Annotated in this window: 16 protein-coding genes; 12 read left to right on the top strand and 4 right to left on the bottom strand. The window is 42.2% G+C overall.

Annotation, left to right across the window (positions count from 1 at the left end):
* The first annotated feature begins 30 nt into the window (after nucleotides 1-30).
* The 9 genes from BJI48_RS00790 to mnmH all read left to right on the top strand — a co-directional run bounded on the left by BJI48_RS00790 (nucleotide 31) and on the right by mnmH (nucleotide 8,375).
* The gene (locus BJI48_RS00790; RefSeq protein WP_095330829.1) at nucleotides 31-432 is read left to right on the top strand and encodes a chemotaxis protein CheX; all 402 of its coding nucleotides are present in this window, start codon (nucleotides 31-33) and stop codon (nucleotides 430-432) included.
* Complete coding sequence (fliN, locus tag BJI48_RS00795) at nucleotides 432-785, top strand: flagellar motor switch protein FliN (RefSeq protein ID WP_095330831.1); 354 nt, start codon at nucleotides 432-434, stop codon at nucleotides 783-785. The genes BJI48_RS00790 and fliN overlap by 1 nt, the downstream gene beginning before the upstream one ends.
* A 5-nt stretch (nucleotides 786-790) precedes the next feature.
* Nucleotides 791-1,591, top strand: coding sequence for a hypothetical protein (locus tag BJI48_RS00800; protein ID WP_095330833.1), 801 nt, complete (start codon nucleotides 791-793; stop codon nucleotides 1,589-1,591).
* Nucleotides 1,581-2,459: an energy transducer TonB gene (locus tag BJI48_RS00805; RefSeq protein ID WP_095330835.1), complete on the top strand. Its 879-nt coding sequence runs from the start codon at nucleotides 1,581-1,583 to the stop codon at nucleotides 2,457-2,459. The genes BJI48_RS00800 and BJI48_RS00805 overlap by 11 nt, the downstream gene beginning before the upstream one ends.
* 103 nt (nucleotides 2,460-2,562) lie before the next feature.
* Nucleotides 2,563-3,582: a dihydroorotase gene (pyrC, locus tag BJI48_RS00810; RefSeq protein WP_095330837.1), complete on the top strand. Its 1,020-nt coding sequence runs from the start codon at nucleotides 2,563-2,565 to the stop codon at nucleotides 3,580-3,582.
* Nucleotides 3,579-4,748: a sialidase family protein gene (locus BJI48_RS00815; RefSeq protein ID WP_257874332.1), complete on the top strand. Its 1,170-nt coding sequence runs from the start codon at nucleotides 3,579-3,581 to the stop codon at nucleotides 4,746-4,748. The genes pyrC and BJI48_RS00815 overlap by 4 nt, the downstream gene beginning before the upstream one ends.
* Nucleotides 4,745-5,305 carry a hypothetical protein gene (locus BJI48_RS00820; RefSeq protein ID WP_095330841.1) on the top strand — a complete coding sequence of 187 codons (561 nt, stop codon included), beginning with the start codon at nucleotides 4,745-4,747 and terminating at the stop codon, nucleotides 5,303-5,305. The genes BJI48_RS00815 and BJI48_RS00820 overlap by 4 nt, the downstream gene beginning before the upstream one ends.
* Complete coding sequence (locus BJI48_RS00825; RefSeq protein WP_257874333.1) at nucleotides 5,242-7,326, top strand: alkaline phosphatase family protein; 2,085 nt, start codon at nucleotides 5,242-5,244, stop codon at nucleotides 7,324-7,326. Before BJI48_RS00820 ends, BJI48_RS00825 begins: the two co-directional genes overlap by 64 nt.
* The gene (gene mnmH, locus BJI48_RS00830) at nucleotides 7,323-8,375 is read left to right on the top strand and encodes a tRNA 2-selenouridine(34) synthase MnmH (RefSeq protein WP_095330845.1); all 1,053 of its coding nucleotides are present in this window, start codon (nucleotides 7,323-7,325) and stop codon (nucleotides 8,373-8,375) included. The genes BJI48_RS00825 and mnmH overlap by 4 nt, the downstream gene beginning before the upstream one ends.
* A 1,224-nt stretch (nucleotides 8,376-9,599) precedes the next feature.
* Here the strand turns inward: mnmH and BJI48_RS00835 are convergent.
* From BJI48_RS00835 to BJI48_RS00850, 4 genes are read right to left on the bottom strand one after another with little or no spacing between them, the layout of a single operon-like run.
* The gene (locus BJI48_RS00835; protein ID WP_095330847.1) at nucleotides 9,600-10,886 is read right to left on the bottom strand and encodes an RNA polymerase factor sigma-54; all 1,287 of its coding nucleotides are present in this window, start codon (nucleotides 10,884-10,886) and stop codon (nucleotides 9,600-9,602) included.
* Nucleotides 10,887-10,923: 37 nt separating this feature from the next.
* Nucleotides 10,924-11,646: an LPS export ABC transporter ATP-binding protein gene (lptB, locus tag BJI48_RS00840; protein WP_095330849.1), complete on the bottom strand. Its 723-nt coding sequence runs from the start codon at nucleotides 11,644-11,646 to the stop codon at nucleotides 10,924-10,926.
* Nucleotides 11,639-12,121 (bottom strand): tRNA (adenosine(37)-N6)-threonylcarbamoyltransferase complex ATPase subunit type 1 TsaE, encoded by a 483-nt coding sequence (gene tsaE / locus BJI48_RS00845; protein WP_257874334.1) that lies wholly within the window; start codon nucleotides 12,119-12,121, stop codon nucleotides 11,639-11,641. Before tsaE ends, lptB begins: the two co-directional genes overlap by 8 nt.
* Nucleotides 12,118-13,905: a DNA polymerase III subunit gamma/tau gene (locus BJI48_RS00850; RefSeq protein WP_180762997.1), complete on the bottom strand. Its 1,788-nt coding sequence runs from the start codon at nucleotides 13,903-13,905 to the stop codon at nucleotides 12,118-12,120. Before BJI48_RS00850 ends, tsaE begins: the two co-directional genes overlap by 4 nt.
* Before the next feature lie 150 nt (nucleotides 13,906-14,055).
* Here BJI48_RS00850 and trmA point away from each other — a divergent pair, with 150 nt between their 5' ends.
* The 3 genes from trmA to BJI48_RS00870 all read left to right on the top strand — a co-directional run bounded on the left by trmA (nucleotide 14,056) and on the right by BJI48_RS00870 (nucleotide 18,980).
* A complete protein-coding gene (trmA, locus tag BJI48_RS00855; protein ID WP_095330853.1) occupies nucleotides 14,056-15,162 on the top strand; it encodes a tRNA (uridine(54)-C5)-methyltransferase TrmA in 1,107 nt (368 codons plus the stop codon).
* A 149-nt stretch (nucleotides 15,163-15,311) separates the two neighbouring features.
* Nucleotides 15,312-16,997 (top strand): gamma-glutamyltransferase, encoded by a 1,686-nt coding sequence (gene ggt / locus BJI48_RS00860; RefSeq protein ID WP_095330856.1) that lies wholly within the window; start codon nucleotides 15,312-15,314, stop codon nucleotides 16,995-16,997.
* Nucleotides 16,998-17,765: 768 nt separating this feature from the next.
* Entirely contained in the window at nucleotides 17,766-18,980 is a 1,215-nt protein-coding gene (locus BJI48_RS00870; RefSeq protein ID WP_095330860.1) for an argininosuccinate synthase, read from the top strand.
* Nucleotides 18,981-19,590: the final 610 nt, after the last annotated feature.

Raw genomic sequence — 19,590 nt, forward strand, 5'->3', positions numbered from 1 at the left:
TCCTACGAATACACTTAAGAAAGGCTTGGGATGCAAATTATTCACGAGAGTTTTTTTGATATCATCCAAAAAAGCATTGATATGATGCCTCAAGATTCCATTATGCCCCTAAAAAGAGGTTATCTATCGTCGATCGAAATGCTTCAAAGCGGTATCGTTGTTTATCTGGCTTTTAACAAAGCGTTTTTAAAGATTATGTGCAAGCATTTTTTATCAGAGGAAGACCCCTCAGAAGACGCGCTTATCGATATGGCAAAAGAGCTTACCAACCTCACGGTAGGGCGTGCGAAAGTCATCGTGCAAGAAAAAGGCAGTCATTTTGACATCTCCACACCCAAATATCTAGGTATCAAACTCATCAAAAATTACGACAAAGGTCTGCATTTTAGACTCCAAAGCGGGCGTTGCAGTATCTTTATAAGAGGTCAATAATGGCAAAAGAAAACCCTATTTTAGATAAACAAAAAATCCATTCCCAAAAAGACATTGAGTTGGCTACGTATCTTGAGGATTTAATGAGCAATTATGAAGGGCTTTTGGATATGGAAGTCAGCTTTATGGCAGAACTAGGTTCGACCAAAATCGCACTAGCAGAAATATTGAAGTTTGAAAAAGGCTCGATTATTGATTTGCAAAAGCCCGCAGGCGAAAGCGTCGATACCTTTGTGAATGGCAGGGTTATTGGCAAGGGAGAAGTGATGGTATATGAGAAAAATCTTGCCATCAGGCTCAATGAGATTTTAGACTCCAATGCTATTGTTTATTATTTGACTAAGGATTTCTAAATTTTATGCTACAGCGATTATTTCTGATCCTTGCGATTGCATTGAGTATTGCCCAATCAATCGAAATCAAAGACATCCAAACCTTTGATCGCAAAGGGCATTTGGATTTGCTTTTGCTTTCTGATGGCATTTTTTCCTCTCATCCCAAAATCCTCACAATCCAAAATGAAAAAATCATCGCACTAAAAAATCTTTCTATCAGTGAAAAATGGCAAAAAAAATTTTCATCTTCTGTTCTGCAATCCATAGAAATTTTTTCAAAAAATGATAATCTCTACATCGTGCCAAAAAGCAATAAGCCGTTTAAAATCCAAGCTTCCAAGTCAAAAGATGGCTACACCTTGAGATTTCGCTTCACCCCTGAAGAATCCACTAGCCACATCAATGCCCTCTTAAACAAAACCCCCCAAATCAAATCCCAGCCCATCACCCTGCCCCAACATAATTTTTTACTCGATGAAGACTATCCCTACTGGATAGTTCTGGGCATTATGGGATTTCTCATCGTCGTGCTGGTGCTGGTGCGAAAAAAATTCAGCTCGGAGAATCCTTGGCGAAAAAACAAACTCGATCAATACACATCGTTACAAATTCTCTCGACAAAAACTATCGATACCCATAACAAAATCATCCTCATTCAAAGCCAAAACTACCGATATATCGTGCTTTTGAGCAATAAACAAAATTTACTTATCGATAAAATCGATCTCGATAGTCAAGAAAACAAAAAGACAATCATTGATGATGATTTCTGGGCGTCATTGAAACAAAAACAAAATTCTATAAACAAAAAAAATGCAAGATAAAAAATCTGAAAAACGTTTTCTTATCTCTTTGCTTATCTCCATCCTCATTCACTTGCTGATTGCTCTGATTATCTATAATTTAAACAAATTTATCCACACACAAAAACCCCAACTCACAAAAATAGACCCCAGCAATCTTTTGATCCTAAAACGCGGGCATTCCACTGACCCAACCAAGCAAAAACCCGGTGCAGTGCCTCCAACGCTGGCAAGCCATAGCACAAACACCACCCCCACGCCCCAGCAAAATCCCCAAACCCCGCCAAATAAGCCCAGCCCAACACCTCCCAATTCTACCCAACCAAACCCCGCCCCGCCATTAAAAAACAAACAAAAACAAAATAACACCACCGAGCAAAAAAAACAAGAAAATTCCCCAAATAAAGCCCTACACCCCTATCAAAAAGGCTATATCGATCCCAAAAACCTTTCTTTGCTCTCCCAACAACAATCCTTAGCTTTTCAATCCCCATCTTCACGTGCGAGTATCAATGGGGATAACAATCAAGGAATGGATAGACAAACCAAAAAAGATATTGATGAGCTTTATGGCGAAGAATTTGGGGATTTAGGCGAGGCAGAAAAAGATTTTATTGAAAACAACCTGCGTGAAATTGGCAGGATTACCCAAAAATACCTCGAATACCCCAGAACTGCCGCCTATCTAGGGCAAGATGGGCAAAATGCTGTTGAATTTTATCTCCACCCTAACGGCGATATTACGGGTTTAAAAATCCTCAAAAAATCAGGCTATATCATCTTGGATCGCAATACCCTAAAAACCATACAAATCGCTTATAAAGACTACCCACGACCCAGCACAACGACACTTATTAGGATTCGCGTGCGGTATTTTATGTATCGATAAAAATGTCTGCAAAAATACTCGCATTTCTTAGGGGATATTGGGAAATATTTTGATTATATAATAATTCATAGTAAAATTAAACGATAAATTTAAAGGCAAGCTTATGGAAGAAATCACCTTGTTAAACCCTTTGGATATGCACCTGCATTTAAGAGAAGGGGAAATGCTCAAAAATATCATCGATTTTACCACCTCACAATTCAGCGGCGCTGTTGTAATGCCAAATCTCTCTACCCCCATCACAACCACCCAGCTTGCGATGGAATACAAAGAAGAAATCCAAAGCAGTGCCAAAGACAAAGATTTTATGCCCCTCATCGCTATTTATATCACCGACGCCCTCAATGAAGAAGAACTCAAAACCGCCAAAAATAATGGGATCAAAATCCTCAAGCTTTATCCCAAAGGTGCGACGACAAATTCTGATAATGGGTTGGCAGAAATCCTCACGCCTCAAACGCTAAAAATATTTGAAATCGCTCAAGATCTTGGCTTTATGCTCTCCATTCACGGCGAAACGGGTGGCTTTTCTATGGAAAGAGAATACGAATTTGGTCCGATATTTGCCGCCATTGCCAAGGATTTCCCCAAGCTCAAAATCATCATCGAACATATGAGCGATCACCGCAGTATCGCCTTGTTAGAAGATTATGAAAACATTTATGCCACCCTCACACTCCACCATATCACAATGACGCTCGATGATGTTTTGGGTGCGGGACTCAAACCCCATCATTTCTGCAAACCCATCCTCAAAACCCCAAAAGACAGAGATATGCTTTTAGCACTTGCCTTGAATGCCCACCCAAAAGTAAGCTTTGGCTCTGATAGCGCCCCCCATCTGGAGAAAAACAAGCTCAAAGACAATGGCGCTGCGGGTATCTTTTCTGCCCCCAATATGCTTGCTATGCTGTGTGAGCTTTTTGAAAAACACGACAAACTCCACAATCTCCAAGCCTTTATCAGCGACAATGCAAAAACCAACTACAATATCTCAAAACTCCCAAAAAAGGCAGTCAAGTTACACAAAAAACACACCGCAATCCCGAGCCAAATCCGATTGATCCAAAATAATATCATCCCATTAAACGGGGGTCGATTGCTCCAATGGAGTCAGGCTTGATAAGAAATGTTTATTTTATCTTGAGCGTGATATTGCTTGGCGGGGCTTTTTTATATTTCGAGCCAAAAGAGCAAAATTCTATTGATTTTCAAATCACGCTCACACCCACGCCCTACAAACCCCCGTATGCTTCAAAAATAGACATCCCAATGCCAAAAGGTGTCCGCTCCGCACACGCAGCAACGCTGACCTATCTCGAAAATGGCGATTTGCTTGCTGCCTTTTTTGCTGGGAGCAGGGAGGGAGCAAAGGATGTCAAGATTTATGGGAGCATTTACAATGCCAAAAATCACCAATGGAATCCCGCATTTGTCCTGCTCACCCGAGAAGAGTTAGCCAAAAAATCCCACCAATACATCAAAAAACTCGGCAATCCTGTGCTTTATCGCGATGGGAAAAAAATCTATCTTTTTGTCGTGGGGACAAGCATTGGCGGGTGGGCAACCAGCAAGATCTACCAACTCACTATGGAAAATTTTTCACCCAGCAAGCATTTTGTTTATCAAGGCACACTCCAGCTCAGCCCATTTCTCAACATCAGCAACCTCGTGCGCTCTGTGCCTATCAAAACAAACGATGGCGGATTTTATTTACCCATTTATCACGAACTTGCCGATAAATACGCTTTGATTCTAAAATTTAATGCAGAAGGCAAGCTTGACACCATCACAAAGCCCAATCACCTCCACCGCCAGCTCCAACCAAGCCTAGCCCCGCTTTCAGATATAACTTGCTTAGCTGTGTTTCGCAATCACGATCGTTATGATGATGTGATGTTTTCACAAGTATGCACTCAAAATAACAATGGGGGGGGGGGCAGGATGGATTGGCAAAAACCGCAAATGACAAATGTAAAAAATCACAATAACTCTGCGAATCTGATTAATTTCAACAAAAACATCTACCTCATCCACAATACCTTTGAGCGCAACCCAAAACTTGCCCGAGGCACGCTCACATTTTCAAAAATGCTTTCTCCAACCGAATTTAAAAAGGTTTTTATCCTCGATGAGACAACCGCTCCAAACGGCGAGGTCAGCTACCCGACAACCATCACAGATGGTGATAATATCGACATCGTTTATACCCACGATAGAGCCAACATAAGGCATATCCGATTCAATCAATCCTATCTGCAAAAACAACAATCAGGGAAAAGACAATGAATTATTATGTGTTTTCGATTCTCTATATGGCGATTTTTGGGTATTTTGGGCATATGGCAAAGATAAAAATATCTACCAACATTGCCTTGATAATCCTTTCTGGTATCGTTGTAAATATCCCTTTCAATGGGCTTTCTATCACTATGCTTACTTATAGCTTTGTAGGGGAAATGAGCGTGTTTTTATTCACCTTGAGCCTAATGAGTATCTTTGAGAGCCTGAGGGTTTCAAGTCGCACGTTGATGAATTTGAAAGCTTTTATTTTTATTTTTATTTTTGGGCTCATTTTATATCTCAGCGTTTTAAATATCCTTCCCTTTGATTTGTATTACCAACCCCGAGAAATCACGATTATCATCGGCTGTGCTATCACGATTTTGGCGTATTTTATCCACAAGCCTCTAGGCTTTATCTACCTTATCAGTTTGTTTGCTTATGGGCTTGGTGTCCTTAGCTCAAAAAATATCTTTGACTACCTCATTGATGTGCCTACATGGGTATTTTCGATGATGGGTATCGTGGGTTTTGGTATCAAAAGATTGGTAAAACGGCGATGAAAATCCTCAATACCATTCTCCAATCCATTCTTTTTGGGATATTTCTCAGTCTGCTTTTTATTGCGATTCGTTTAGCTTTTATTCTTTATGTCGGCATAGGTCTTGGAGCGATAGGGGGGGGGGCAAATCTCCAGGATATTTTTCAGACCCTCATCGATGGGGCAAAATACGACAACAGGGCAGTTGCCATTGCGCTGGGTTTGTTTTTTTTGTTGGCTTTTGCCGTGATTTCGAGCCGTTTTCAAAAGCGCATCCTTTTGGTCTATGCTGGGATGATATTTTTTATCTGCATATTTTTGGGTATCGCCAATATGGGCTTTTATAATATTTATGGCGACACATTTGATGGGAATCTTTTAGGCATTGTCTTTGATGACCAAAAAGCCATTTTCCAAACAGGCTTAAGAGGGGATTATCACATCATTACCAAAGTAATTTTCTGGCTAATGGCTAGCGTTTTGGCGGTGTATCTCTATGCCAAATCAGCCACGCTAATAGAAAGATGTGCCAAAAACCTATCGCAAAAATCGTCCAAAGCCTTTATTTTTGGCTCATTGGTAGTATTTGCAGGGATAATGCTCGTTTTTATCAACTCCCATTTGGGATTCAAAGCGCTCTCCCTCGACCAGCATATCCACCCATCCAAAAACCCTTTTTTACGACAAATCACACCCGGAGCGTTCCGAGATCTTTATCTGGTTTATCGGGATTACAAAAAAATCACAAATGCAAAATTTTCAGATTTTTCAGACCAAAGCCCCGCTAGTGTTGCAAAAGATTTTTTCAATCTACCTATTGATGCCAAGCCTCCCTTTGATCTCCCTGCCCTGCTTACTCGCACGAGTGAAAACACCTCTAGTGTCAAAATCAAGCATATTTTTTATATCGTCTCTGAAAGCCTCAGTGAATGGCAATTTGACCCTGAATTTGACACCATCGGACTCACCGCAGGGCTAAAATCGCTCCTTGATGGCAAACACGGCTTTAAAGTCAAGCATTTTTTAGAAAATGCCCCTAGCACGATCAAAAGCCTTGATGTGCAAATCACCGGGCTTTTTCAAACGGAAATACCCATAAACACAATGGTCGGGAATCTCCCATTATTCCCCACAGCTATTGGGGGAATAATGAAAAAACTAGGCTATGAGACTAGATTTTATTACGGGGGTTCTGGCACGTGGCAAAAGCTCGACCGATATACGCTTGCAGAGGGTTTTGACAAAAATTTCTATAATGCCGATATGCTCGAATACGCCAAAAATAAAGACTATCCACCCCCTCTGGAAAATCTATGGGGTGTTTATGATGATATTTTGTTTGATTATATGGTTCAAAATACCACCAATGCGGAGCGCCCGACTTTTAATATGGTGATGACAACATCCAATCACCCCCCTTATGATGTCGATCTCAAATCTTTTGGCGTCCCGCTTGAAGCCATCAAAAAATTTTTAGAAACCCACTTTGGGGACAAAAAGAGATTTCAAGAGAGCAACGAAAATGTTCTCGGGCATATCTGGTGGTATGACAAACAAATCACACGTTTTATCCAAGAAGCCTCCAAGCGCTTCCCAGAATCTTTGTTTGTCATCACCGGCGATCATTTTGATCGGATGTATCCTTTAGCCAAACGGGATAATCGTATCATCAAATCCATCCCGCTCATCCTCTATTCCCCAGTGCTTAGCCCCAAGCAACTTAGCGATATCGGCTCTCATATCGATATTGCCTCGACAATCATCGAGCTTGTTGCCCCAAAAGGTTTTACGTATGCGAGCTTTGGTGAGCCACTTTTTAGCAACAATCCTAACCTCAAATACCAAAGCGATCGCTATGCGCTAGGCTATTATGCTGTTGCGACCCATCGTTTTATCTATACGCCGGAGCGGGGAGTAGAATATTTTGATAATGCGAGTAAGACCCCAACAGATGAAGCAAAAGCCCAAGCCCTCTATCAAAAACTCCAAGAAGCCAAAGCGCTCAGCTGGTGGTTATTTATCCAAGGCAATACCATCAAATGAAAGCGGGTTGGGAGGATTTTGATGGTATCATCGATGTGAGAAGCCCGGCTGAATACGCATATTCGCATATCCCAAATGCTATCAATCTCCCTGTTTTAAACGATGATGAACATTCCAAAATCGGCACGATCTACAAGCAAGAATCCCCGCTAAAAGCAAAAATCCTTGGGGCAAGCATTGCGTGCAAAAATATTTCACATATCTTAGATTCTCTCCCAGAAGATAAAAAACTCCAAGCTGTATTGAATCACAAAAATAAACTTTTGATTTATTGTGCGAGAGGCGGGCAAAGGAGCGAGGCACTCTATGTCATCTTGAGCCATATCGGTTTTCGGGTCAAAAAGCTTGAAAATGGCTACAAAGGGTATCGCCAAAAGGTCATAGAATATTTTTCTACCCCAATGAAGCACGTGTTTTTGACCCTTTGTGGGCATACAGGATGTGGCAAAACCGAAATCATCCAAAATCAAGAAAACTGGAGCATTGATCTTGAAGCACTTGCCAATCATTATGGCTCAAGCTTTGGTAATGTGGCTACTGCAAAAAGAGGGCAACCCACACAAAAAATGTTTGAAAATATGCTTTTTGAAGAATTTTGCAAAAAAGCGGGTCAAAAATTTTTACTTATCGAAGCAGAATCAAGAAAATTAGGTAAAGTCAGCGTCCCGAGTTCGCTTTTTAGATCCTATCAAAACCATATTATTATCCTTGTAAAATCAGATTTGAACGCACGTATTCAAAGGATTACTAGAATGTATCAAAATATTTCTGAAAATGATTTTTTTACTGCGATGGAAAAAATCAAGCCCTATGTATCAAAAAATATTTTTTGCCACGTGCAAGCATTATGGGAAAATAAAGATTTGAGCAAAATTGCAGAAATTCTTATCAGCCAGTATTACGACAAGGTTTATAGGATTCCAAAATACAGCCACACCATCACGAATGATGATCTATCCAAAAGCACACAAGAGATTTTAGAAATCAAAAAGCACTATGAAACCATATATAATAAGCAATTTGGAGCAACGCAAATGATGAGTTGCTAAATATTACATTGAAGACGATGGGGATTTGCAATAGATAGCTCACCACAGCCAACATCGCATTTGACTATAACAATGGGCGATAAAGGCAAGTAGCTTGAATATGCGACTTTCAGAGCATAACCGGACGCCCAAACCTTAACTACTCGCCCGCAGTAGTCTTCGGATTCAGTTTTTCAAACCAAACCGAGTAAAACATAATATTTTTGTGAGGCTTACGCCCATTAGGAGGGGGCGGGGTTCTACTTAGCAAGCGTCTTAGCCGTATTGCCATACAACTTGTGAAGCATAAGGCAATCGGCGTGCGAGGCTAGCAAAGCCAAGCAGTTGGCTTTGCCTTTACGCCTCTCCCCCCTTCCTAAAACCTCTTTGGGTGGGCGGGTTAAAAACCCGCTGCACGCCCCCTTAGCCTGCAGGCTGAAAGTGCGTAGCGGGCTTTGGTTTAGATGGATAAGATTAAAAACCTTAGAAAACTATCTCCAATATTCAAGGCAAGCTTAAATATGAGATGGTTACTTTAGGATGAGGAGCGTTAAGGTTAAGCCAACTGCCTGGCTTAACTAGCTCCGCACGGCGATTGCGATGTGCGACTAAGAGGAGCATAGCAGTCCGACCAAAAGCAAGATTTCACATCTTGCGTAGCGGTCTTCAGGTTTGTTATCAAACAAACCGAGTAAAAAATAATGATTCTTTTCCATAGTGCTATCGCTAGTGATTTTTTCTTATACTCGCTAGTAAGGGACTAGGGGGGCTTAGAATTGCGAAGACCGCCCCCCTAAGCCCCTTAAACCCCTACCCCCGTCACGCCCCCAATGCAATGCAGGATTAAATGGCGTAGATAGCTTTTTTGTTAGTGATTCCAAACCTGCGAAACCTATAAAAACGGGTTGATGACCAGCGGTAGCTGGGAATAACCCAATAACTTTAGGAATGGAGCAAGATTTCACATCTTGCGGAATGGTCTTCAGATTCGGGCTTTAACCCGAATCGAGTAACACATAATAAAAACCTTAGAAATTTATCTCCAATACACAAGCTCCGCTTGGGTATGAGAGGAGAAGCGTAAAAAAAGATAACTGCTTATCTTTTTTAGCTTCGCACGGCGATGCGTTTATGCTCCGATAGGAGCATAGCAGACGCGCCCTTACTTTAGCAACGTTGCAAGATTTCACATCTTGCGGAATGGTCTTCAGATTCGGGCTTTAACCCGAATCGAGTAACACATATTTAGTCTGTTTTCACACTAATTTCATAGAGCCGTTTTCTCTCACTCGAGCTGGCGATATTGAGCTGTTTCCGGTATTTTGTGATGGTCCGGCGAACCATTTTGAGTTGGAATTTTTCTTCAATAAGCTCTAAAATCTTGATATCACTCAAAGGTTTTTTTTGATTTTCCCCCTTGATGAGTTCGCCGATAAAATCCTTGATAGACGCATTGGAAGTATCCCCATCAATAGCGGTGGTAAAAAAACTCTTGATAGATAAAGTCCCACGTGAGCATTCGAGATATTTATTTGAGATCGCCCGTGAAATCGTGCTGGGGGAATGCCCAAATTCATCGGCGATGTCTTTGAGTTTCATCGGCTTAATCTCCCCGCCTTTAAAAAAATCATATTGATATTCTACGATCATCAGCCCGATTTTTTGAATCGTTTGTTTGCGCATATCAAGCGCATCGATGAGATCGCGTGCCTCTTTGAGCTTGGTTTTGAGATATTGATCAGAACTTTTGACCTTAATATCTTCAATAACCACGCTCGGATAATACGCATCATTGAGGCGAACTTGGATCTCCCCATCTTCATCGATCACCAAAATATCAGGAATCACAGATGCTTCTTTTTGGGAAAATGCCAGTGCAGGAGGGTTTTTAAACGTTTTGATGACTTTCATCGCCCCAGTATAGTCTTCTAGGGCGCTATAATCGTTATGATGGGACAAATCATTGATAATCTTGACACACAGCGAATAAAGCCCATCAGAAATCTCGGAACAATCTTCTAGCTGGAACAAAAATGATTCAGTAATATCGATCGCACCGACACCTTTGGGCTCAAGATAGGCAAATCGTTGCCTGATTTTGCGGTATTCTTCAACCCCTATACCCAAACTTTCGGCACGCTCATTTTCATCAGCTTCAAAATACCCCTCCTCGTTGATATTATCGATAATATCTAATGCAACCCGCACAGAGATTGGCGTGGGGAAAAGCGGGGGGACAAGCTGGTCAGTAAGGGTTTCATACAGGCTTTTTTCATAGATACTTAGCGATTCTATTTTGTCACTGATGGAATTTTTTACAGGAGAATTTGGGTAAGGTTTTTTGAGTTTGGAACTAAAATCCTGTGCTATCGAGCTTGTAACACTGATATAGGGGTTTTCTTTGGCGTATTCATTGATGGTTTCTTCCATCTCAAAAACATTGCTTTGCAAGATCGGCAACCAGCCTTTGAGTGTCGTAGAAAGCTTATTTTTAACACCCAGATTTTGCCGTAGTTTTGCCCCTTGTGCCATTATGAGACCTTTATTATACCTTGCATTGGGCTTTGCTTCATACCTTGAAATTTTCACCTAGATAATATTTGCGCACCAAAGGATTGGCATAAATCTGCTCGCTATTCCCACTTGCTAATAACGCCCCATTTTTGATGACATAGGCACGATCGCAAACTGAAAGCGTCTCTCTGACATTATGATCAGTAATCAGCACGCCAATATTTAGCGACACCAGCTGGGAAATAATCTTTTGAATATCAATCACAGCGATGGGATCGACCCCAGCAAAGGGCTCATCAAGCAAGATAAATTTGGGATCTTTGATGAGTGCGCGCGCAATCTCTACACGTCGCCTCTCCCCACCGCTAAGTGATATTCCCTTGCGATGTCTAATGGGAGCGATATTAAAGGCTTCAAGCATTTGCTCGATTTTGTTTTGGGCTTCTTTGGCGTTTCTAAAAGACGTTTGGGCTGCCAAAGCGAGATTGTCCTCAACGCTAAGATCCTTAAAAATGCTTGATTCTTGGGGCAAATACCCAATCCCCATATTGGAACGCTTATGCAATGGGTAACCCGAAAGATCGATTTCATTGAGAAATACCTTTCCCCCGCTGGGCTGGAGCAACCCACAAATCATATAAAATGTTGTAGTTTTCCCCGCACCATTTGGCCCCAAAAGCCCCACTACCTCGCCACTTGAAACCTCGATAGAAACATCGTGGACAATTTTTGTTTTTTTGATTTGTTTGCTGAGATTTTGCGCTTTTAGTTTATCCATTTAAAATCCTATAAATTCGTTCGTCTTTGTATTTCTCGATTGTAACAACACAAACAGCGCACCCAAGATCATCAAGCAAGGCTTCCAAGCGCTCATCTCCCCATTCTACAAAATGCGTGCCTGGATTTTCTAGCCATTCGATAAGCCCTAAAGCAAGCAAATCCTGCAAGTTTTTGTTATAAAGATCATAATGATAAATATCGCCATATTGGTGCATTAGGCTAAATGTCGGGGAAGTTACCGCCTCGCTGGTGTTATTTGCACCATCATTTGATGAACGCACCAACTCGTGATAAGCACGCACCAGCGTTGTTTTGCCACTTGCTAGATCCCCTCGCAATAAAAAAATATTATGGGACTTCTTATTGCCCGACCCCTCAGCGATTGCCTTGAGATGAGTTGTTACCAGCGAGATATTGTCAAGATTGGCACAAATTTCTTTCACAGATTTTTGTTTGATGGGCGTTGTTTTCACAGATTTTTTTTCTCCAAAACAATCATTTCCGTCGCTCCTAGATGGATTTTGATATTGTTGATGAGTTCTTTATTTTCTTCCAAAAATCTTTCTTGGGGCGGTTTTGTAGGCTCAAGAGCAGGTTCAGGGGTGGATTCAGGTCCGGGCTGCGTGTCTTGAGCTTGCTCGCTCTGTGGGGCTTTTGATGGGGCATTCTGGGGCTGTGAGGCTAGCTCTTTAGGCAAGATTTCTGGATTTGGTGGTGTTTGTGGCAAAGGCGGAATTGATGGCGCACTATTTGATGGTGAGGGATTTAATGGCTCACTATTTGATGGTTTTGGGGGAGGGGTTTCATCTTGGATAGATTTGATTTTGGTGCTTACCCCATAGATTTCTTGGACCATCATCTTGATATGGGCATAGTTTTGGGCTAATATCGTGCGTTCTTCCCCATCTGCACGAGATTTCCAGCACAAAACAGAATCCTCAAAAGACACAAAAGTAATATTTTTTTCAAAAATTTCCCCAAGATTTTGGCTACGATCATAGATTTTATCAAGCAACACAGCAAACAAATCGGTCCTGTCTATTTTTGGCAATCTTGTTGGCGATATTTGCTCGTTTGGCGTGTCTTTTTGGGGTTCATTACTAGAATGTGTTTGAAGCTGTGTTTGGGGGCTAGGCATTGGGGTCTTGGGCAGTGCATTTTGAGAAATAGCAAGACTGGATTCAAGCGTGGCAATCATCGAATCAATATCTCTGACCTTCATCGCTTCTTGCATTTTGAGACTCAAAAGCAATAAAACAAACCCTCCCTCAGCATTCATATGTAGCAAATTTTTACTCTCAGATAAAATCCGCAAAAATCTATCCACAAGCACGATGGGAAAATCCTTGTCCCTAGAATGCAGAGCATCTTTTAAAAAAAGCGTCATTTCATCAACAATCATCTCGCATTCGTAATCTTGGAGCATTGCTAGGATTTCTTCAAGCTTATCATTATGCCCTGAAGCCTCATTATGGGCGTGTTGGTGCTGGAAAATCGCATTAAAAAACTCTCGAAGCGTTTGAGGATCAACCACGCCAAGCATTTCAGTAACCTTGGCAGTCGTGATGTGTTGGTTACAAAAACTAATCGCTTGATCAGCAATCGTGAGCGTATCTCGCAAGCTCCCTGAACCACTCCTTGCGATAATCTCAAGTGCCTCCGGTTCATATTTTACATTTTCTTTGTCCAAAATATTGGCAATATGCGTTACAACCGCCCTGTGGGGGATTTTTTTGAACCTAAAATGCTGTGTCCTACTCAATATGGTCGCGGGGAGTTTGAGCGGGTCGGTGGTCGCTAAGATAAATTTTACATAGCTAGGCGGTTCTTCAAGCGTCTTCAAAAGGGCGTTAAAAGCCTCTTTCGTCAGCATATGGACTTCATCAATGATAAAAATCTTATAACGCCCATAGCTCGGATAGTATTTGGTTTGTTCGATCAAATCCCTAATATCATCGATCTTCCTGCTAGAAGCCGCATCCATCTCAATGATGTCAAGATGTCGCCCCTGTAGTGCGGATTTGCAGTTATCACATTCCCCGCACGGCGTGCTTGTAGGACCTTTTTCGCATTGAAGCGCACGGGAGAAAATCCGTGCTGAACTCGTCTTGCCACTCCCACGAAGCCCGCTAAAAAGATAAGCGTGCGAAATCCGAGAATGATCGAGTGCCATCGATAGGGTTTGAGAAACACTCTCTTGCCCGATGAGGTCGCTAAACTGCGTCGGACGATATTTCAATGCCAAAGCAAGAGCCATCAATACGCCTTTTTAAAAAATTGTTGTAATATGATATTTTATATTATTTTTAACCATAACACAAATCAAAACCGCCATAAATTTTGCTTCCGTTCTAGCGTGCTAAAATAGGCGTGATAAAATACAAAAATCAAACAACGAAAGGGAGCAATGATTTGTGAAAATTTCGCACTTTGTGGGGGTTGCCAGCTGGATTTGGGGTATGCTAGCCAGCTAGAAACCAAAATCGAAGCATTCAAAAAGCTTTTTGATCGAAATGATTTTGAGGTTTTCCCCTCGCCAAGCGAGCATTTTAGAGCCAGGGCTGAGTTTCGTATCCACAGGGAAGATGGGAAGCTTTATCTATCAATGAATCCCTATGGGCAAAATGTGCGTGTCAAAATATCTTCTTGCCCGATTCTTTTAGATGGGCTAGAAGAAAAGCTTTTAAAATGCCTGCAAATCGCTAGCAAAGAGGAAATTTTAGAACACAAACTCTATGGTATCAAAATTTTAGGGAGCTTGGCGAAAGAGAGCCTCATCACGCTGATTTATCACAAAAAACTCGATGAAAAATGGCAACAAAAAGCACTAGATTTGTCCCAAAAACTCCAATGCCATATCATTGGCAGGAGCAAAAAAGAAAAAATTATCCTCACCCAAAGCCATATCACTGAGGTTTTGAAAATCCACAATCAAGATATTTTCTATATCCAAGATGAGGGGAGATTTTCCCAGCCAAATCCCTATGCTAATACCCAGATGATAGAATTTGTGCTTTCAAATCTCCCCTTGCGCCCACAAGGCGATTTGCTTGAGATGTATTGTGGGAGTGGGAATTTCACTATCCCGCTAGCCAAACGCTTCCATAAGGTTTTTGCCACAGAAATCGTAAAATCTGCCATCACTACACTCAAAGAAAATGCCAAAAATAACGCTATAGACAACATCACACCAGCAAGGCTTAGCGGAAAAGAAACCATTGAAGCTTTGAATTTTGCGCGCCCTTTCTTCCGCCTAAAAGAAATCAATCTCAAAGATTTTAACTTCTCGCATATCCTTTTGGATCCCCCAAGGAGCGGGATAGGTGATGCGGAAATGCTCGAATTTATCCAGAGATTTGAGCATATTATTTATATTTCTTGCAATCCCCAAAGCCTAAAAAGCGATCTTGCTACCTTGCTAAAAACCCATCAGATCAAGCGTTGTGCCGTTTTTGACCAGTTTCCCTACACCCATCACCTTGAATGTGGCTTTATCTTGAGTAAAAACACCTAGAGATTTGAAAATATTTGAGACATAATTGGTTTTTGCCCAAAAGTCCGAAATAGAAACAACAAGAAAAAATTTTCATCGTTTTCTTGCATAAAATCATCGCTTGCTGTTACAATCTAGGCTTTCACACATTTTGTTTTTAAGGAGAAAAAATGAAAAAAAATTTGGTTTTATTATTGGTATTTACGTTTTTATTGGGATTTCAAGGTTTGGGGGCTGCGAGCTACCCGCCGATAAAAGACACGACCACCGGGCTTGCCCTCTCGAGCAATGAGCTGGCAAACAAAATCGGTAAAGATGTTCTTAACAAAGGCGGTAATGCCATCGATGCAGCCGTTGCTGTGGGATATGCCCTTGCGGTTGTCCATCCAGCAGCAGGCAATATTGGCGGGGGTGGGTTTGCTGTGATCCATCTCGCAAATGGCGAAAACATCACGCTTGATTTTAGAGAAAAAGCCCCACTCAAAGCCACTAGAGATATGTATCTTGACAAAAAAGGTAATGTTATCCCAGAAGCAAGCACGATTGGCTATCTTGCCGCTGGTGTTCCTGGCACTGTCGCTGGGATGAGTGCGATGCTTGAAAAATATGGCACAAAAAAACTTTCTGAGCTCATCGCCCCAGCTATCGAACTTGCCAAAAAAGGTTTTGTTATCTCGCAAAGACAAGGCGAAACAATGGCAGAAGCCAAAAAAGACTTCGAAAAATTCGCCTCCAGTAGAAAATATTTCCTCAAAAAAGACGGCGAAACTTATAGCGAGGGCGATTTGTTTGTCCAAAAAGATTTGGCTAAGACACTAGAACTCATCCAAAAAGAAGGACCAAAAGCTTTCTATCACGGCAAAATTGCTGATCTTATCGCCAAAGATATGGCAAAAAACGGCGGTATTATCACCAAAGAAGATTTAGCCAACTACAATGTCATCTGGAGAAAGCCCGTGATTGGCAACTATCGTGGCTTTGAAATCGTCTCAATGGCACCACCAAGCTCGGGAGGCACCCATATCATCGAAATCCTCAATGTAATGGAAAATGCTGACATCAAGGCACTTGGCTTTGGCTCTAGCAAGACCATTCACATTATGGCAGAGGCGATGAGACAAGCTTATGCGGATAGATCGGTTTTTATGGGCGATCCTGATTTTACAAAAGTTCCTGTTTCCCAGCTTATCGACAAAGCTTATGCCAAAAAGATTTATAAAAATATACTCCCAAACAAAGCAACCCCAAGCTCCAAAATCAAACCTGGACTAGGGCAAATCCACGAGGGAGACAATACGACACATTATTCTGTTGCGGACAAATGGGGAAATGCTGTGAGCGTAACCTATACCATCAACGCTTCTTATGGAAGCACAGCAGCTATCGATGGTGCGGGCTTTTTGCTCAACAACGAAATGGATGACTTTTCCATCAAACCCGGCACACCCAATCTCTATGGTCTCATCGGAGGCGATGCGAATGCTATCGAACCCAACAAAAGACCGCTCAGCTCGATGTCGCCTACGATTGTCCTCAAAGATGGCAAGCTCTTTATGGTAGTAGGCAGTCCGGGAGGAGCGAGGATTATTACGACGGTTTTGCAAGTCATCAGCAATGTTATCGACCACCAAATGGATATTTCTGAAGCTGTAGAAGCCCCAAGATTCCATATGCAATGGTTGCCAGATGAAATCAGAATCGAAAAATACGGGATGACAGCAGATGTCAAAGATAATCTCAAAAAAATGGGTTATCAAATCGTTACAAAACCTGTGATGGGCGATGTCAATGCGATACTCATCGATCCAAAAACACAGATTATGTATGGTTCAGGCGATCCTAGAAAAGAGTTTTAGAAAAAACATTATTTTAAACTCGATTCGCCTTTTAAGGCGAATCTGAAGACCCGTTTATCTATGTTTTACTCGGTTTAATTTTTCAGAGAAAAAATTAAACCTGAAGACCACTCACGGGGAATAATTTAAGGTTTGGGCGGACTGCTGTGCTCCTTGTAGTCGCACAACGAATCGCCGTGCGGAGCTAGTTAAGCCAAGCAGTTGGCTTAACCTTAACGCTCCTCCTGTTCCTAAAGTAATCATCTCGTCAGCCAAGCTACGCTTGTGCGTTCGAGATAGATTTCTAAGGTTTTCATTATGCGGACTCGATTCAGTTTTTAAACTGAATTTGAAGACCACTCACACCGCACATTCCCTAGTCCCGTATTCCCATACACCTAGCGGTGCATATGGCAATCGCTCACGCGAAGCTATCAAAGCCAAGCAGTTGGCTTTGACTTAACGCTTCTCATCCTAAAGGATAGGGTTATTCCGTGCTTCGCATATCATCAACTTGGGGCGGGTGGGTAAAGTTTCTAAGGTTTTAAATCCTATCCACTTTCAAACCCAGCCCGCCACGCTTTTTCATCTGGAATTACTCGGGGAGCGGGTCAGGGGTTTCACCCGCCCGCCCAATGAGTTTGAAGGGAATTTTTTCGCCCACCCACCCGTTTTATTCCCAGCTACCGCAACTCACTCAACCCCTCCCATCAAGCCCTATAGGGATAAATTTATAAAAGTTTCGATAGAATGCCACCATTTCACAATATCTCTCATAGCGAGGCAAAAATGGCAAACAAAAATATCAAAAAAGTAGTTTTGGCTTATTCGGGCGGGTTGGATACAAGCGTGATCCTCAAGTGGCTTCAGGATTATTATGGTTGCGAGGTCATCACCTTTACCGCTGATATCGGGCAAGGCGAGGAGGTCGCACCCGCTAGAGAAAAAGCCCAAAAACTCGGTATCAAGCCCGAAAATATTTTCATTGAAGACTTGCGTGAAGAATTTGTCTCTGACTACGTATTCCCAATGTTTCGAGCAAATACCATCTATGAAGGCGAATACCTCTTAGGCACAAGTATCGCCCGCCCACTCATCGCCAAAAGATTGGTCGAAATCGCCCAAAAAATGGGTGCAGACGCCATCTCTCACGGCGCTACAGGCAAGGGCAATGATCAGGTGCGATTTGAACTCGGAGCTTACGCACTCAATCCCGACATCAAAATCATCGCCCCTTGGCGAGAATGGGAGCTTAATTCGAGAGAAAAACTCCTTGATTACGCCGAAAATGCAGGCATTCCTATCGAAAAAAACGGCAAAAAATCCCCTTACTCAATGGATGCGAACTTATTGCATATCTCTTATGAGGGGCAAATCCTCGAAGACCCTGCCATCGCTCCCCAAGAAGATATGTGGCGATGGAGCGTTTCGCCGATGAATGCCCCTGATACCCCTGAAGACATCAGCATTGAGTTCAAAAATGGCGATCCAGTAAGTATCAACGAAAAACCACTCAGCCCCGCAAATCTCCTCGCTGAGCTCAACCGACTTGGTGGCAAACACGGCATTGGCAGGCTGGATTTGGTCGAAAACCGCTACGTCGGTATGAAATCACGGGGGTGCTATGAAACCCCCGGCGGGACGATTTTGCTCAAAGCCCATCGTGCGATCGAATCGCTTTGCCTAGACCGCGAGGAAGCCCATCTCAAAGATGAATTAATGCCAAAATACGCTACATTGATTTATAATGGCTATTGGTTTTCGCCCGAGAGAAAAGCTCTCCAAGCCCTCATCGACAAAACACAAGAAAACGTTACGGGCAAGGTTTATCTCAAGCTTTATAAAGGCAATACCATCATCACTGGCAGAGAGTCGAAAAACTCGTTATTTAACCAAGCTTATAGCACCTTTGAAGAAGACAGCGTTTATGACCAAAAAGATGCCGCAGGATTTATCAAGCTCAATGCTTTGCGTTTCATCATCGCTGGGAAAACAAGGAAATAGGTTTTAGTTTATTATGTTTTACTCGATTCGCCTTTTAAGGCGAATCTGAAGATCATTCCGCAGAGTAAAAATCTGCTACGTTCCTAAAGCAACCATCTCACACCCAAGCCTTAGGCTGTGCGTTCGAGATAAGTTTCTAAGGTTTTCAATTTTAAACCACTTCCAAACCCAGCCCGCTACGCTTTTTAATCCTGCATTGCATTGGGGGCGTGTCAGGGGGTTTTACCCGCCCGCCCATTGTTTTTAAGGGGTCTTTTTGACCCGCCCACCCATTAAGGGCGGTCTTCGAAAGGAGAGGCGTAAAAGTGAAGCCAACTGCTTGGCTTCGCTAGCCTCGCACGCCGATGCGTATATGCCCGCAAGGGCATAGCAGACGGCTAGCCCCCCTGATCCCTTTCTAGCGAGTATAAGAAATAACCATTAGCGATACAGCTATGGAAAAGAATCATTATTTTTTACTCGATTCACTTGCGTGAATCTGAAAACCGCTACGCAAGGCAAAGCCTCGCTTCGCTCCTAAAGTTATTGGGTTATTCCCAGCTTTGCTGGTCATCAACCCATTTTCTAAGGTTTTCAAGTCTCAAACTGCTCTCAAACCCAGTAATCTACG

The organism is Helicobacter sp. 11S02596-1, assembly GCF_002272825.1.
GTDB lineage: Bacteria > Campylobacterota > Campylobacteria > Campylobacterales > Helicobacteraceae > Helicobacter_J.

Bases quoted from the DNA above. Each gene is read 5' to 3' on its own strand.
- BJI48_RS00805 (WP_095330835.1), top strand. From the start codon at position 1,581: ATGCAAGATAAAAAATCTGAAAAACGTTTTCTTATCTCTTTGCTTATC.
- BJI48_RS00820 (WP_095330841.1), top strand. From the start codon at position 4,745: ATGAATTATTATGTGTTTTCGATTCTCTATATGGCGATTTTTGGGTAT.
- BJI48_RS00800 (WP_095330833.1), top strand. From the start codon at position 791: ATGCTACAGCGATTATTTCTGATCCTTGCGATTGCATTGAGTATTGCC.
- fliN (WP_095330831.1), top strand. From the start codon at position 432: ATGGCAAAAGAAAACCCTATTTTAGATAAACAAAAAATCCATTCCCAA.
- BJI48_RS00790 (WP_095330829.1), top strand. From the start codon at position 31: ATGCAAATTATTCACGAGAGTTTTTTTGATATCATCCAAAAAAGCATT.
- mnmH (WP_095330845.1), top strand. From the start codon at position 7,323: ATGAAAGCGGGTTGGGAGGATTTTGATGGTATCATCGATGTGAGAAGC.
- BJI48_RS00825 (WP_257874333.1), top strand. From the start codon at position 5,242: ATGGGTATTTTCGATGATGGGTATCGTGGGTTTTGGTATCAAAAGATT.
- BJI48_RS00835 (WP_095330847.1), bottom strand. From the start codon at position 10,886: ATGGCACAAGGGGCAAAACTACGGCAAAATCTGGGTGTTAAAAATAAG.
- BJI48_RS00850 (WP_180762997.1), bottom strand. From the start codon at position 13,905: ATGGCTCTTGCTTTGGCATTGAAATATCGTCCGACGCAGTTTAGCGAC.
- ggt (WP_095330856.1), top strand. From the start codon at position 15,312: ATGAAAAAAAATTTGGTTTTATTATTGGTATTTACGTTTTTATTGGGA.
- lptB (WP_095330849.1), bottom strand. From the start codon at position 11,646: ATGGATAAACTAAAAGCGCAAAATCTCAGCAAACAAATCAAAAAAACA.
- trmA (WP_095330853.1), top strand. From the start codon at position 14,056: ATGATTTGTGAAAATTTCGCACTTTGTGGGGGTTGCCAGCTGGATTTG.
- BJI48_RS00870 (WP_095330860.1), top strand. From the start codon at position 17,766: ATGGCAAACAAAAATATCAAAAAAGTAGTTTTGGCTTATTCGGGCGGG.
- pyrC (WP_095330837.1), top strand. From the start codon at position 2,563: ATGGAAGAAATCACCTTGTTAAACCCTTTGGATATGCACCTGCATTTA.